Origin of the sequence: Pseudomonas sp. R3-56, assembly GCF_051132075.1 — a bacterium.
Classification (GTDB): Bacteria; Pseudomonadota; Gammaproteobacteria; order Pseudomonadales; family Pseudomonadaceae; genus Aquipseudomonas.
In genome coordinates, this window is sequence record NZ_CP071657.1 from 4240299 (window position 1) to 4254679 (window position 14381).

General features: G+C 63.6%; 12 protein-coding genes. All 12 read right to left on the reverse strand.

What is annotated here, in order from left to right; genetic code table 11:
• Positions 1-53: 53 nt before the first annotated feature.
• A complete protein-coding gene (locus tag J3P96_RS19245; RefSeq protein ID WP_434653002.1) occupies positions 54-722 on the reverse strand; it encodes an SPOR domain-containing protein in 669 nt (222 codons plus the stop codon).
• Positions 706-2013 (reverse strand): bifunctional tetrahydrofolate synthase/dihydrofolate synthase, encoded by a 1308-nt coding sequence (gene folC / locus J3P96_RS19250; protein ID WP_434653004.1) that lies wholly within the window; start codon positions 2011-2013, stop codon positions 706-708. The genes J3P96_RS19245 and folC overlap by 17 nt, the downstream gene beginning before the upstream one ends.
• Positions 2010-2930: an acetyl-CoA carboxylase, carboxyltransferase subunit beta gene (gene accD / locus J3P96_RS19255; RefSeq protein WP_305495819.1), complete on the reverse strand. Its 921-nt coding sequence runs from the start codon at positions 2928-2930 to the stop codon at positions 2010-2012. The genes folC and accD overlap by 4 nt, the downstream gene beginning before the upstream one ends.
• Before the next feature lie 265 nt (positions 2931-3195).
• Positions 3196-3819, reverse strand: a complete 624-nt coding sequence (locus J3P96_RS19260) for a phosphoribosylanthranilate isomerase (RefSeq protein ID WP_434658263.1) — start codon at positions 3817-3819, stop codon at positions 3196-3198.
• A 63-nt stretch (positions 3820-3882) separates the two neighbouring features.
• Positions 3883-4707 carry a tRNA pseudouridine(38-40) synthase TruA gene (gene truA / locus J3P96_RS19265; protein ID WP_434605041.1) on the reverse strand — a complete coding sequence of 275 codons (825 nt, stop codon included), beginning with the start codon at positions 4705-4707 and terminating at the stop codon, positions 3883-3885.
• A 312-nt stretch (positions 4708-5019) separates the two neighbouring features.
• Complete coding sequence (locus tag J3P96_RS19270; protein ID WP_434653006.1) at positions 5020-7602, reverse strand: FimV/HubP family polar landmark protein; 2583 nt, start codon at positions 7600-7602, stop codon at positions 5020-5022.
• A 208-nt stretch (positions 7603-7810) separates the two neighbouring features.
• Complete coding sequence (locus J3P96_RS19275) at positions 7811-8821, reverse strand: aspartate-semialdehyde dehydrogenase (RefSeq protein ID WP_434653008.1); 1011 nt, start codon at positions 8819-8821, stop codon at positions 7811-7813.
• A 247-nt stretch (positions 8822-9068) separates the two neighbouring features.
• Entirely contained in the window at positions 9069-10181 is a 1113-nt protein-coding gene (gene asd / locus J3P96_RS19280) for an aspartate-semialdehyde dehydrogenase (protein WP_434569212.1), read from the reverse strand.
• Between the two features lie 54 nt (positions 10182-10235).
• Positions 10236-11318 carry a 3-isopropylmalate dehydrogenase gene (leuB, locus tag J3P96_RS19285; RefSeq protein ID WP_434603483.1) on the reverse strand — a complete coding sequence of 361 codons (1083 nt, stop codon included), beginning with the start codon at positions 11316-11318 and terminating at the stop codon, positions 10236-10238.
• Between the two features lie 47 nt (positions 11319-11365).
• Positions 11366-12130, reverse strand: coding sequence for a class I SAM-dependent methyltransferase (locus tag J3P96_RS19290; RefSeq protein ID WP_434653010.1), 765 nt, complete (start codon positions 12128-12130; stop codon positions 11366-11368).
• A gap of 147 nt (positions 12131-12277) precedes the next feature.
• Positions 12278-12922, reverse strand: coding sequence for a 3-isopropylmalate dehydratase small subunit (leuD, locus tag J3P96_RS19295; protein WP_434624928.1), 645 nt, complete (start codon positions 12920-12922; stop codon positions 12278-12280).
• Between the two features lie 11 nt (positions 12923-12933).
• Positions 12934-14352 carry a 3-isopropylmalate dehydratase large subunit gene (gene leuC / locus J3P96_RS19300; RefSeq protein ID WP_305495827.1) on the reverse strand — a complete coding sequence of 473 codons (1419 nt, stop codon included), beginning with the start codon at positions 14350-14352 and terminating at the stop codon, positions 12934-12936.
• Positions 14353-14381: the final 29 nt, after the last annotated feature.

Here is a 14381-nt window from a genome sequence, read left to right on the forward strand (position 1 = left end):
GCAGAGCGCAGGGCTGTCGGTAAGCTGCGTGATTCAAATCAGCCAAATGGCGTTCAACCACGCTCCGGCTGGAAGCGCACCACGAAACCCTTGAGGTTTTGCTGGCGATTGAGCAAGTCGCGCAGGCGGTCAGCCTCCGCACGCTCGATCAGCGGACCGACAAACACCCGATTTTTGCCATCGGCGGAACGGATATAGGCGTTATAACCTTGGCTGCGCAGGTTCTTCTGCAGTTTTTCCGCGCTTTCACGGCTGGTCAGGCTGGCCAGTTGCACCGACCAACTGACCGACAGGCCATTGGCATCGACGCGGCTTTGCGTGGTGTCCGGTTTCGGTGCCGCCGTGATCGGCTGGGTTGGGGCCGGCTTGACTGCCGGCGCCGCTGGAACAGGCGTTGGCGCGGCAGCCGGTTTGCTCGGCGTGGCCGGAGCCGGTGCGGTCGGCGCGGGCGCAATGGGCCCAGACGGCGCGGCAGGTTCCTGGGCCAGTTCCTCGTCACTCGGAACAGGTTCCTGAGGCAATGCTTGCGGCTCGGGCACCGCCACCGGTTCGACCTGCACCGGCGGCACGGCGGGCGCCTGGGGCGCGGCGGGTGCATCGACCGTGACCTGGCGCTGCTCGTCCTGACGGGAAAACAGCATCGGCAGGAAGATCACCGCCAGGGCCACCAACACCAGGGCCCCGACCATGCGCTGCTTGTACGCCTTATCCAGCAATGCCATCTGCAGCTTCCTCCGAGGAACGCCGGGCCAACCATTGAAGGGCCTCGGCTACGCAAAAAAATGATCCGAACAACAGAATCTCGTCGTCGGCCGTCGCCAGGGCGCACTGCCCTTCCAACGCGTCGGCCACACTGGCGTAAGCATCAACCGAAGCGCCACGACCCTGCAAGGCTGCCTGCAACTCGCTGGCCGGACGGGAACGCGGCGAATCCAGCGGAGCGACGGCCCAGTGCTGGACAGTAGCACCCAAGGCATCGACCACGCCATCGAGGTCCTTGTCCGACAGCAGCCCGAACACCGCCAGGCGCTTGCCCGGCACCGGCCGCCGCGCCAGACGCTCCGCCAGGTACTGGGCCGCATGGGGGTTGTGGCCGACATCGAGCAGCAGGTTGAGACGCTTGCCCTGCCAATCGAACGAACGACGATCAAGACGACCGACGACGCGAGTCGCCTGCAACGCCTGGACAATCCGTTCCGCGTCCCACGGCAGATCCGCGAGCAAATAGGCCTGAAGCGCCAGCGCAGCGTTTTCCATCGGCAGGTCCAGGAGCGGCAGGTCATGCAGCTCCACCGGGTTGCCCTTGGCGTCACTGCCGCGCCATTGCCAGTGCTGCTCGGTCATGGCCAGGTCGAAATCCCGCCCACGCAGAAAAAATCGGCAATCAAGCTCGCGAACCTTGTCGAGCAAGGGCTGCGGTGGGTCAAGGTCGCCACACAGCGCAGGCGCGCCCGGGCGGAAGATGCCGGCTTTCTCGTAAGCCACGGATTCGCGGGTATCGCCCAGGTAATCGGCATGGTCCACGCCGATACTGGTGACCAGCGCGATGTCCGCATCCACCAGGTTGACCGCGTCCAACCGCCCGCCCAGGCCGACTTCCAGCACGACGGCGTCCAGACCGGCACGGGCGAACAACCAGAACGCCGCCAGCGTGCCCATTTCGAAATACGTCAGGGAAGTCTCGCCCCGCCCGGCTTCCACCGCCGCGAAGGCTTCGCACAGCTCGGCATCAGAGGCTTCGATGCCATTGACCTGCACCCGCTCGTTGTAGCGCAGCAGGTGCGGCGAACTGTAGACACCGACACTCAGGCCCTGGCCCCGCAACAGCGAAGCCAGGAAGGCGCAGGTCGAACCCTTGCCATTGGTGCCGGTAACCGTGATGACCCGGGGCGCCGGTTTGGCCAGTCCCATGCGGGACGCTACCGCTTGCGAGCGCTCCAACCCCATGTCGATGGCGGATGGATGCAACTGCTCAAGGTAGGCAAGCCAGTCGCCCAGGGTACGTTGGGTCATAGGCCAGCAGGCGCCGGCGGAACCACGATCGGCTCGATCGGCGTGGCGACGAACTTCGGCGTCGGCAGGCCCATCAATTGCGCCAGCAGGTTGCCCAGGCGCGGGCGCAGTTCCTGACGGTGAATGATCATGTCGATGGCGCCGTGCTCAAGCAGGAATTCACTGCGCTGGAAACCTTCCGGCAGTTTTTCCCGCACGGTCTGTTCGATCACGCGAGGGCCGGCAAAGCCGATCAGCGCTTTCGGCTCGCCGACAATCACATCACCGAGCATCGCCAGGCTGGCGGAGACGCCGCCGTAGACCGGGTCGGTCAGTACCGAAATGAACGGAATGCCTTCTTCACGCAGACGCGCCAGTACCGCGGAGGTCTTGGCCATTTGCATCAGCGAGATCAGCGCTTCCTGCATCCGCGCACCGCCGGAGGCGGCGAAGCAGATCATCGGGCAACGGTTTTCCAAGGCATGGTTGGCGGCGCGAACGAAGCGCTCGCCGACGATGGCGCCCATGGAACCGCCCATGAAGGAGAACTCGAACGCCGACACCACCACCGGCATCCCCAGCAGGGTGCCGCTCATGGACACCAGCGCGTCTTTTTCGCCGGTCTGTTTCTGGGCGGCGGTCAGGCGGTCCTTGTATTTCTTGCCGTCGCGGAATTTCAGGCGGTCCACGGGCTCCAGTTCGGCGCCCAGTTCAACACGGCCTTCGGCGTCGAGGAAAATATCGATACGGGCACGCGCGCCGATGCGCATGTGGTGGTTGCACTTGGGGCAAACGTCCAGGGTCTTTTCCAGCTCCGGGCGGTAAAGCACCGCTTCGCAGGATGGACATTTGTGCCACAGACCTTCAGGCACCGAGCTTTTCTTCACCTCGGAACGCATGATCGAAGGGATCAGTTTGTCTACCAACCAGTTGCTCATGCTTCTTTCTCCAGTACCGGCGGCCCGAACGCTCTGGTTCGCGGCCCCGCGTATGCCCTTGAGCTCAAATTCATTGTGCGGCGAGGGTTGCGGACCGTCGCGGTCAGCGCGAAACATGACCTGCGTCCAGCCCCACCATCCCCTGCCATCCCGACAATCGCTGCACGGCGATTGCCACTACGCTATCGGCCCGCCCGGAGGCGGCGCCTGCCTGCTTTGTACAGTGCAGGTATGGACGGCGGCAGTCTGCCAGCCGTCACATTGACTACTGACTGCTGCGCACAGCGGCCATGAATGCGCGAATCTTTGCCGGATCCTTGAGGCCCTTGGCCTGCTCCACACCACCACTGACGTCCACCGCATAGGGGCGGACCTGGGCAATGGCTGCCGCCACGTTGTCCGCCGTCAGGCCACCGGCGAGGATGATCGGCTTGGCAAGATCTTGCGGGACCAGCGACCAGTCGAACGCTTCGCCGGTCCCGCCGGGAACGCCCTCGACGTAGGTGTCCAGCAAGATCCCGCTGGCACCGGCAAAGGCCTCGCAAGCCGCGGCGATGTCGTCGCCGGCCTTGACCCGCAGGGCCTTGATATAAGGGCGATGCCAGCCTTCACAATCGGCTGGCGTCTCGTCGCCATGGAACTGCAACAGCGCCAACGGCACCGCATCGAGTATCTCGCCCAGCTCGCAACGGCTGGCGTTGACGAACAGACCGACCGGCGCCACGAATGGCGGCAAGGCCTGGATGATCGCCCTCGCCTGCTGCACCGTCACCGCCCGCGGACTCTTGGCGTAAAACACCAGCCCGATGGCGTCCGCCCCAGCCTCGACCGCCGCCAGCGCGTCCTCGACGCGAGTGATCCCGCATATCTTGCTGCGAACGACCGGCATGATGGTGAAAACCTCAGGCAATTCCATGAAAGTCCCGGATGGTAACAAATGCAACGGAAGGCGTCAGCCGTCGAGTTCCGAGAAGCCTGTCAGGAAATGCGGCCCGATGTAACGCTCCGGCAGTTCGAATTCATCGTGATATTCCACCTGCACCAGGTACAGGCCAAACGGATGCGCCGTGACGCCACCGGAACGACGGATGCGGCTTTCCAGTACTTCCTTGATCCACTCCACCGGTCGCTCGCCTGCGCCGATGGTCATCAGCACGCCGGCGATGTTGCGCACCATGTGATGCAGGAAGGCGCTGGCACGGATGTCGAGCACGATCATCTTGCCGTGACGGGTCACGCGCAAGTGATGCAGCTCCTTGATCGGCGATTTGGCCTGGCATTGACCGGCGCGGAAGGCGCTGAAGTCGTGGACGCCGACCAGATATTGCGCAGCCTCGGCCATGCGTTCGACGTCCAGCGGGCGGTGGTTCCAGGTGATTTCTTCGTTCAGGTGCGCCGGGCGGATCTGGTCGTTGTAGATCACATAGCGATAACGCCGGGCGATGGCCTTGAAGCGTGCATGGAAATGCGCCGGCATGGCCTTGGCCCAACTGACGCTGACATCGTGCGGCAAGTTGATATTGGCGCCCATGACCCAGGCCTTCATCGAGCGCTCGACCTGGGTATCAAAATGCACCACCTGCCCGCACGCATGCACGCCGGCATCGGTACGCCCGGCGCAATGCAGCGACACGGGCGAGTCGGCGACTTTGGACAGGGCATTTTCAAGGGTTTCCTGCACCGTCAGGACACCGGAGGCCTGACGCTGCCAGCCGCGATAGCGCGAGCCCTTGTATTCAACGCCCAGAGCGATCCGGAAAAAGCCGTCAGCCGCCATTTCTGCGGCCGGGTTGTCTATGTTTGCCAAGGAATTACAGCCTGCTGAGGTACGCAAAGGCGGGCATTATAAGGCGGGCGGGGCGGGATGCCAGTGCAACCGGTGGTCTGTGCTCAAAGGTCTAGCCTTTGTGGCGAGGGAGCTTGCTCCCGCTGGGCTGCGCAGCAGCCCCTCACTTGGTGCGGCCGCTATTTTTTTGCGAGCGCTGCGCACTCGAGCGGGAGCAAGCTCCCTCGCCACAAGAGCAGCGTCAATGATCTGCAAACAAAAACGGCAGCCTCACCGGCTGCCGTTGTTGTTTAACCAATCACCTCAAGCAAGGCGCGACAACATTTCCTGCGCTTCACTCTTCTGCGTGGCATCGCCTTCGTTGAGGACTTCACCCAGGATATCCCGGGCGCCGTCGTCGTCGCCCATGTCGATGTAGGCCTGGGCCAGATCGAGCTTGGTTGCCACTTCGTTGGTGCCGCTGAGGAAGTCGAAATCCGGCTCGTCATCAGCAGTTGCCAAGGCATCATCGGCCGTGAAGGTCGGCTGACCGAGGCTGTCGGACAAACGATCCAGCTCGGCGTTGACATCGTCCAGCTCGGATTCGAAGGCATCCTTGGGCTGGTCATGGGCATCCATTTCGTCCGCCAGGGACAGGTCGAAATCCGCCGGCAGCTCCAGATCGTCGGCCGGGGTGTCGTTCAGGGCCGGCGTTTCGGCGGCCGGGACGTCCAGGCCCTTGAGGTCATCCTCCAGGCCCAGCAGGAAATCTTCGTCCTCCAGCGCGGGTGCCGGAGCGTCGGCGCCCAGGTCCAGGTCGAACTCCGACAGGTCGTCGAGGCTTTCGTTGGCCTCGGTCTGCTGCTTGAGCACCGACTCGAAACTCAGGTCATCGTCTTCCGGAAACGCGTCCAGTTCGTTGAGCGGCTCGGGTGCCGGCGCTGCGGGCGTCGTATCAAAGTCGTCCAGGCTCAGGTCAAAAGCGTTGTCGAGTTCTTCATCGGTCGCCGGCTTGTCTTCCAGCAGTTCCTTGACGTACTGCGCATCCAGTTCGGCAGCCACGGCTGCGGCTGCCAGGCCTGCGCCAGCGGCGACCGCCATGGCCGGGAAACGGCTCTTGAGCTGTTCGACCTGGGCGTAGTTTTCACCATTGGCGACCAGTTGGCGTTCCTGGGCAACAAAGGCGTCTCGATCGCCCTGTTGGCCGTAGACTTCCATCAACTTCAGACGCAGATCGCTGCGCTGAGGCTCAGCCTTGATGCCTTGCTCCAGCAGATCGGCCGCCTGGTTCAAGCGACCGCGGTCGATGTGCGACTGGGCCTGAGGCAGCACGTCGTCGGAACGATCGGCGGCCGGGGCCACCAACGGTGCGGCGATAGGCGGCGTGACAATCACTGGCGCAATCACCGGAGCCGGCTTGGGCGCTGGCGCCGGGGCTGGCTTGGGTTCGAGTTTTACGCTGGGTGGTGGAACCTCAATGCCCTCGAAGCTGCTCGGGGGCAGATCGAGCTCCGGGGAGAAGTCGGCCTCCTCCTCGAGGGCTCGGGCCATGCGCAGATGTTTCTCGGCTTCCTGCTGGGCCTTGCGGCGACGGGCAAGCAGCAACAGAAGCAGCAACAGGATCAACGCGCCACCGCCAACCAGCCCCAGGAGGATCGGATTGGTCAGCAGGTCGTTGTATTTCTTTTCATCGGAAGCGGCAGCTGTCGGCTCGACCGGTGCGGCGGGCGGCGTCGCTTCCGGGGCGGCCTCGGGTGCTGGTGTTGGCGCCGGTGGCTGCGCCGACGGCGTCGGGGTCAGCTCGGCCGACATCGTCGGGGTCGACTCGCCAGTAGGCGGTACAGCAGCGCCATCAGCCTGCATTTTCGCCAGTTGGTTGTTCTTCAGCTCGATCAGGCGCTGCAGCTTGTCCAGCTGGCTCTGCAAGTCGGCCATGCGGCTTTTCAGTTCTTCGTTGTCGCGACGAGCCGCATCCAGGCTTTCCTGGGTCACTGCAAGCTGGTTGCTCAGTGCCTGGGCATCACCGGCAGCGCCCTTGCCCTTGGCGCCGGCCTTCGCCGACTCGGCGGAAACCAGGCTCAGGTTGTCGCGCGCGGCGGCCTGGGCTGGCGCGCCCTCGGCAGCGCCCCGCTTGGTCGCGTCCAACTGCTGCCGGCCGTTACCCGCCACACCCCGACGCCCCTGGCGCCAGGCGGCGTTCTGTGCAGCCACTTCGGCGATGGCCTGGGGTTGCGGCAGCGCCGTGCTTTGCACCGGATCCGGCAGGCGCAGCACCTGGCCGGTCTTGAGCAGGTTGATATTGCCGTTGATGAAGGCGTTCGGGTTCAGCGCCTGAATCGCCAGCATGGTCTGTTGCACCGATCCACCGTTTCGCACCTTGGCGGCGATTTCCCACAGGGTGTCGCGCGGCGTGGTGGTGTATTGGGACGGCTTGGTGGCCCCGGTGACCGGTGTGGAAACCGCTTGGGACGGCTTCGCCCGCGCAGCATCGGCGGCCTGCGGCGAGAATTTGGACGGATCGAGCAGCACGCTGTAGTCGCGCAGCAAGCGGCCGTTGGGCCACATCACCTGCACCAGGAACTTGACCATCGGCTCGGACAGCGGCCGGCTGGACGTCACCCGCAGGACACTGCGGCCGTTGGCGTTGATCACCGGGGTGAAGCTCAGGTCATTGAGGAAGGCTTGGCGGTCAATGCCCGCCTTGGCGAACTCTTCTGGGGGCGCCAGGCTCGGCACGACTTCGGCGGCGGTCAGTTGCTGGACATCGAGCAGCTCGATCTCGGCGACCAAAGGCTGGTTCGGCGGCGACTTCAGGGTCAACTCCCCGAGCCCGAGCGCTTGCGCCATACCGGAGGACAGCGCCGAGGCGGCCGCTATTGCTAACACCAGTTTGCGAACTTGAACCATAGCCTCTTCCTTTGTTTGAACATTCCTCGGCCAGCGAGAAGGTGTTGATGCCGCTGCCGTAAGGCATTGCGCGCAGCCCCGAAGCGACGGCGCGCGCGATCGTTTCACTCATGCCCGAGGACGCCCCGGGGAGGAGGTTCGCCTTCAGCACTCTGGCCAAGCATAGCGCCCAGCTAGACTCATTCGACAAATTGTTGCCAAGTATCTTTTACAGCAAGTCTTTTATCAACAACTCAGCCACCTGCACGGCATTGAGCGCCGCGCCCTTGCGCACGTTATCCGCCGTCAGCCACAGATTCAGTTCCGCCGGATCGTCCACGCCACCGCGCACACGCCCGACATAAACCACATCCTGGCCGACCGCATCGCCCACCGGCGTCGGGTAGTCACCCGCCTCCACCAGCTCAATGCCGGGCGCCGCCTCCAGGGCTGCGTTGACCTTCGCCAGGTCAACAGCGCTCGCGGACTGTACGGTCACGCTAAAGCTATCGCCGAAAAACACCGGCGCTTGAATGCAAGTGACGGAAATCTTTAACAAAGGTTGCGCAAGCACTTGGCGCAGCTCGCGGACCAGGCGCTTCTCCAGCAGCGTATGACCCTGCTCATCCGGGACACCGACCTGGGCCAGCAGGTTGAACGCCATCTGCCGATCGAAGAATTTCGGCTCCAGCGGACGGGCATTGAGCAACTCGGCGGTCTGGCGCGCCAACTCGCTCACCGCTGCGCGCCCCTGGGCGGAGACGGCGAGACTGGCGGTCAGGCTGATGCGTTGCAGGTCCAGGCAATCGCGCAGCGGCGCCAGCACCACGGCGAGCGCAGTGGTCGAGGCGCTGGGGCTGCTGACCTGGAACGGTTTGCTCAGGCCGGCCAGCAACCGGGCGTTGGCCTCTGGCACGATCTGCGGCGCCTGCTCCGGCGGCAGCGCGCCGGAGAGGTCGATCAGTGCACAACCGGCGGCCGTGGCGCGTGGTGCAAAACTAAGGGTGACCGCCGGGCCGGCGGCGAAGAACACCAGTTGGACCTTGCCGAAATCGAATTCATCGACCTCGCGCACCCGCACGTTCTTGCCGCGAAACAGCACCGAGCTTCCCGCCGATTCGCTGCTCGCCAGCAGGTGCAGGGTGCCGATCGGAAAATCCCGTTCTTCGAGGATCTGCACCAGGGTTTCGCCGACAGTACCGGTGGCGCCGATCACGGCAATATCAAAGGACTGGCTCATGGGTCTACCTCAGGTAAAACGTGGGGAGCGGCACTTTACCGGGTGGTCGGCGGGCAAGCAATTGGACACAAGAGAACTCGTGGCGAGGGAGCTTGCTCCCGCTCGGTTGCGTAGCAACCGCCAGAATTTTTGGGGCTGCTGCGCAGCCCAGCGGAAGCAAGCTCCCTCGCCACGGAGACTTCACCAAACCAATATAAAAAAACCCGTGCCTCTCGCAAGGCACGGGTTCTTCAACAGCAGCAACCGATCAACGCTCGAGCAGGATCCGCAGCATGCGGCGCAGCGGTTCGGCCGCGCCCCACAGCAGCTGGTCGCCGACGGTGAAAGCGCCGACGAATTGCGAACCCATGTTCAGTTTGCGCAGACGGCCCACCGGCACGTTCAGGGTGCCGGTGACCTTGGTCGGGCTCAGCTCTTGAATGCTGGTTTCGCGGTTGTTCGGCACCAGCTTGACCCAAGGGTTGTGCTGGCTGATCAACCCTTCGATGTCGGCGATCGGCACGTCCTTGTTCAGCTTGATGGTCAGCGCCTGGCTATGGCAACGCATGGCGCCGATGCGCACACAGATGCCGTCCACCGGGATCGGGCTCTTGAAGCGACCGAGGATCTTGTTGGTTTCGGCCTGGGCCTTCCACTCTTCACGGCTCTGGCCGTTAGGCAGTTCCTTGTCGATCCACGGGATCAGGCTGCCAGCCAGCGGCACGCCGAAGTTCTCGGTCGGGTAGGCATCGCTGCGCATCGCCTCGGCGACCTTGCGGTCGATGTCGAGGATGGCGCTGGCGGGGTTGGCCAGGTCATCGGCGACAGCGGCGTGGGTCGCGCCCATCTGCTTGATCAGTTCACGCATGTTCTGCGCGCCGGCACCGGAGGCCGCCTGATAGGTCATGGCGCTCATCCACTCGACCAGACCAGCCTCGAACAGCCCGCCCAGGCCCATCAGCATCAAGCTGACGGTGCAGTTGCCGCCGATGTAGTTCTTGGTGCCTGCGTCCAGTTGCTGGTCGATGACCTTGCGGTTGACCGGGTCGAGGATGATCACCGCGTCATCCTGCATGCGCAGGCTGGAAGCGGCGTCGATCCAGTAACCCTGCCAGCCGGCTTCACGCAGCTTGGGGAACACTTCGCTGGTGTAGTCGCCGCCCTGGCAGGTCAGGATCACGTCGAGGGTCTTGAGCTCTTCGATACTGTAGGCATCCTTGAGCACACCAGTGTCCTTGCCCACGGACGGGCCCTGGCCACCGACGTTGGAGGTGGTGAAAAACACCGGCTCAATGAGATCGAAATCCTGCTCTTCCAGCATTCGCTGCATGAGCACGGAACCGACCATGCCGCGCCAACCGATCAGACCTACACGTTTCATCGCAACTACACCTATACAAAAGTGGGCCACCGTCGAAGCAGTGGGCCCGAAAGATTACAGATTCCGCAGCGCCGCGACTACTGCATCGCCCATTTGCTGCGTACCGACCTTGGTGCAACCTTGTGACCAGATGTCACCGGTGCGCAAGCCCTGGTCCAGGACCACGCTGACGGCTTTTTCAATCGCGTCGGCGGCATCGTTCAAGTTGAAGCTGTAGCGCAGCATCATCGACACCGACAGGATGGTCGCCAACGGGTTGGCAATGCCCTGCCCGGCAATGTCCGGCGCCGAACCGTGGCACGGCTCGTACATGCCTTTGTTGTTGGCATCCAGGGAGGCCGACGGCAGCATGCCGATGGAACCGGTGAGCATCGACGCTTCGTCGGACAGGATGTCGCCGAACATGTTGTCGGTGACGATCACATCGAACTGCTTCGGCGCGCGCACCAGTTGCATCGCGGCGTTGTCGACGTACATGTGGCTCAGCTCGATGTCCGGATAATCCTTGGCCACCTGCTCGACCACTTCGCGCCACAGTTGGCTGGACGCCAGCACGTTGGCCTTGTCCACCGAGCACAGCTTCTTGCCACGCACGCGGGCCATGTCGAAGCCGACCCGGGCGATACGGCGGATTTCGCTTTCGCTGTACGGCAGGGTGTCGTAGGCCTGGCGCTCGCCGTTTTCCAGCTCACGGGTACCGCGCGGGGCACCGAAGTAGATACCGCCGGTCAGCTCACGCACGATGAGGATGTCCAGGCCGGAGACGATTTCCGGCTTCAGGCTCGATGCATCGGCCAGTTGCGGATAAAGGATCGCCGGACGCAGGTTGCCGAACAGGCCCAGTTGCGCGCGGATCTTCAGCAGCCCGCGCTCGGGGCGGATGTCGCGTTCGATCTTGTCCCATTTCGGCCCGCCCACGGCGCCCAGCAGCACGGCATCGGCGGCACGGGCACGGTCCAGGGTTTCATCGGCCAGCGGCACGCCGTGCTTGTCGATGGCGGCGCCACCGATCACGTCGTGGCTGAGTTCGAAGCCCAGGCCGTACTTGGCGTTCGCCAGCTCCAGGACCTTGACCGCCTCGGCCATGATTTCCGGGCCGATGCCATCACCTGGGAGAATCAGAATCTGCTTGCTCATGCTTTCCTCATTAACAGTCGGCGCCCTTGGGCTAGCCGGGAAAAATGCTATCGCTCGGCCCACAGCACCAGTACATCCGTGCTGAACGATCCATCGGCCTCAATCTGAAAATATTCACGCACTTCATCGCCCATCGAGCGCTGCAGCTCGAGAATCGCCGCCCGCATTACCTCCGGAGTACGCATGCGCTCGACCCACGAACGGTATTCCAGGCGCAGACGCTGGCGCGAGGTGCTACGGGTGTGCAGCCCCGCGTCGCTGACCTGCTGCAACCACTCGGCAGCCGAATAGTCGCGCACATGGCTGGTGTCGCGCAGCACTTCGACGCTTTGCAGGTAGGTATCAAGCAGCGGCATGCCCGGCGACAGGATATCAATGAACGCCGCTACGCCGCCCGGCTTGAGCACCCGGCGCACTTCCCGCAAAGCCAGGCCCACGTCACTCCAATGATGCGCCGAATAGCGACTGAACACGAAGTCGAACTCGCCGTCGGCGAACGGCAGCCGCTCGGCGGCGCCACGTACCGTGCCGATATTGCCCAGGCCACGCTCGGCCGCCGCCGCGGCAACCACGTCGAGCATCTGCTGGGACAGGTCGTAGGCCACCACCTCGCCGGCCAGCGGCGCCACATGGAAGCTCACATGCCCGGCGCCACAGCCCAGGTCCAGCACACGGGCATTGGCGTGACCGGCCAGCTCGGCCTGCAGCAGCACGAATTCGGCGCCCTGGGCGTGCACGGCGCTGCTCAGGTAGGCCGAGGCCTGTTCGCCGAATTGCTTTTGTACGACTTGGCTGTGGGCGGTGCTGGTCATGGGGACTTCCTTTTGGGCTGTAGCCTTGTGATGTCAGCACCGCCGTCTTCGCGAGCGGGCTCGCTCCCACACTGGATTTGCGGCGTCCCTGTGGGAGCGAGCCTGCTCGCGAAGAGGCCAGAACTGACTACATCAATCTCACATCAATCAAGCATCACGAAACAACCAAGGCTGGCTCGCCCGGTGCTTGGCTTCGAACGCGGCAATCGCCTCGCCGTCCTGCAGGGTCAGGCCGATGTCGTCCAGGCCGTTGAGCAGGCAGTGCTTGCGGAACGCGTCGATTTCAAAACCCAGCACCTTGCCGTCGGGACGGGTCACGGTCTGGGCCGCCAGGTCGATCTGCAGTTGATAGCCAGGGTTGGCCTCGACCTGCTGGAACAGCTCGTCCACTTCGGCATCGCTGAGAATGATCGGCAGCAGGCCGTTCTTGAAGCTGTTGTTGAAGAAGATGTCGGCGTAGCTCGGCGCGATGATGCTGCGAAAACCGTACTCTTCCAGGGCCCATGGCGCGTGCTCGCGGCTCGAGCCGCAACCGAAGTTCTCGCGGGCCAGCAATACGCTGGCGCCTTGGTAACGCGCGGCATTGAGCACGAAGTCCTTGTTCAACGGCCGCTTGGAGTTGTCCTGGTACGGCTGGCCCACATCCAGGTAACGCCATTCGTCAAACAGGTTCGGGCCGAAGCCGGTGCGTTTGATGGACTTCAGGAATTGCTTGGGGATGATCTGGTCGGTGTCGACGTTGGCACGATCCAAAGGCGCGACAAGACCGGTGTGCTGGGTGAAAGCTTTCATGCTGCGCTCCTTCAGATCAATTCGCGGACATCGACAAAACGGCCGTTGACGGCAGCGGCGGCGGCCATCGCCGGGCTCACCAGGTGCGTACGCCCACCGGCGCCCTGGCGGCCTTCGAAGTTTCGGTTGGACGTCGAGGCGCAGTGCTCGCCCGACTCCAGGCGATCCGGGTTCATCGCCAGGCACATCGAGCAGCCTGGCTCGCGCCATTCGAAACCGGCCTCGAGGAAAATCTTGTCCAGCCCTTCCGCTTCGGCCTGGGCTTTCACCAGCCCCGAGCCCGGCACCACGATCGCCTGCTTGATCGTCGAGGCAACCTTGCGGCCCTTGGCGATCACGGCGGCGGCGCGCAAGTCTTCGATCCGCGAGTTGGTGCAGGAACCGATGAACACACGGTCGAGCTGAATGTCGGTGATCGCCTGGTTGGCGCTCAGGCCCATGTATTTCAAGGCGCGGACGATGGAGTCACGCTTGACCAGGTCCATTTCCTTGGCCGGATCCGGCACGTTCTGGTCCACGGCCAGGACCATTTCCGGCGAAGTGCCCCAACTGACTTGCGGCTTGATCTGCGTCGCGTCGAGCTCGACCACGGTGTCGAACCTGGCGTCCGGGTCGGAGACCAGATCTTTCCAGGCTTCGACCGCCATGTCCCATTCGGCGCCTTTGGGAGAGAACGGCCGGCCCTTGACGTATTCCACGGTTTTTTCATCGGCAGCCACCAACCCGACGCGCGCGCCGGCTTCAATGGACATGTTGCAAATGGTCATGCGGCCTTCGACGGACAAATCGCGGATCGCGCTGCCAGCGAACTCGATGGCGTGGCCGTTACCGCCGGCGGTGCCGATCTTGCCGATCACGGCCAGGACGATGTCCTTGGCGGTCACGCCGAAAGGCAGCTTGCCCTCGACGCGCACCAGCATGTTTTTCATTTTCTTGGCGACCAGGCACTGGGTGGCGAGCACGTGCTCGACCTCCGAAGTACCGATACCATGGGCCAGCGCACCGAAGGCGCCGTGGGTCGAAGTATGCGAGTCACCACAGACCACGGTCATGCCCGGCAAGGTCGCGCCCTGCTCCGGGCCGATCACGTGGACGATGCCCTGGCGGACGTCATTCATCTTGAATTCGACGATGCCGTATTCATCACAGTTGTCGTCAAGGGTCTGGACTTGCAGGCGCGAAACCTGGTCGGCAATGGCTTCGATGCCACCCTTGCGCTCCGGCGTGGTCGGCACGTTGTGGTCCGGGGTCGCGATGTTGGCATCGATGCGCCAAGGCTTGCGCCCGGCCAGACGCAAACCTTCGAAGGCTTGCGGCGAGGTCACTTCGTGAATGATGTGACGGTCGATGTAGATCAGCGCCGAGCCATCGTCGCGCTGCTTGACCAAATGCGAATCCCAGAGCTTGTCGTAGAGCGTTTTGCCGGCCATCAGACGGTTTCCTCATCAGCTTGTTTCTA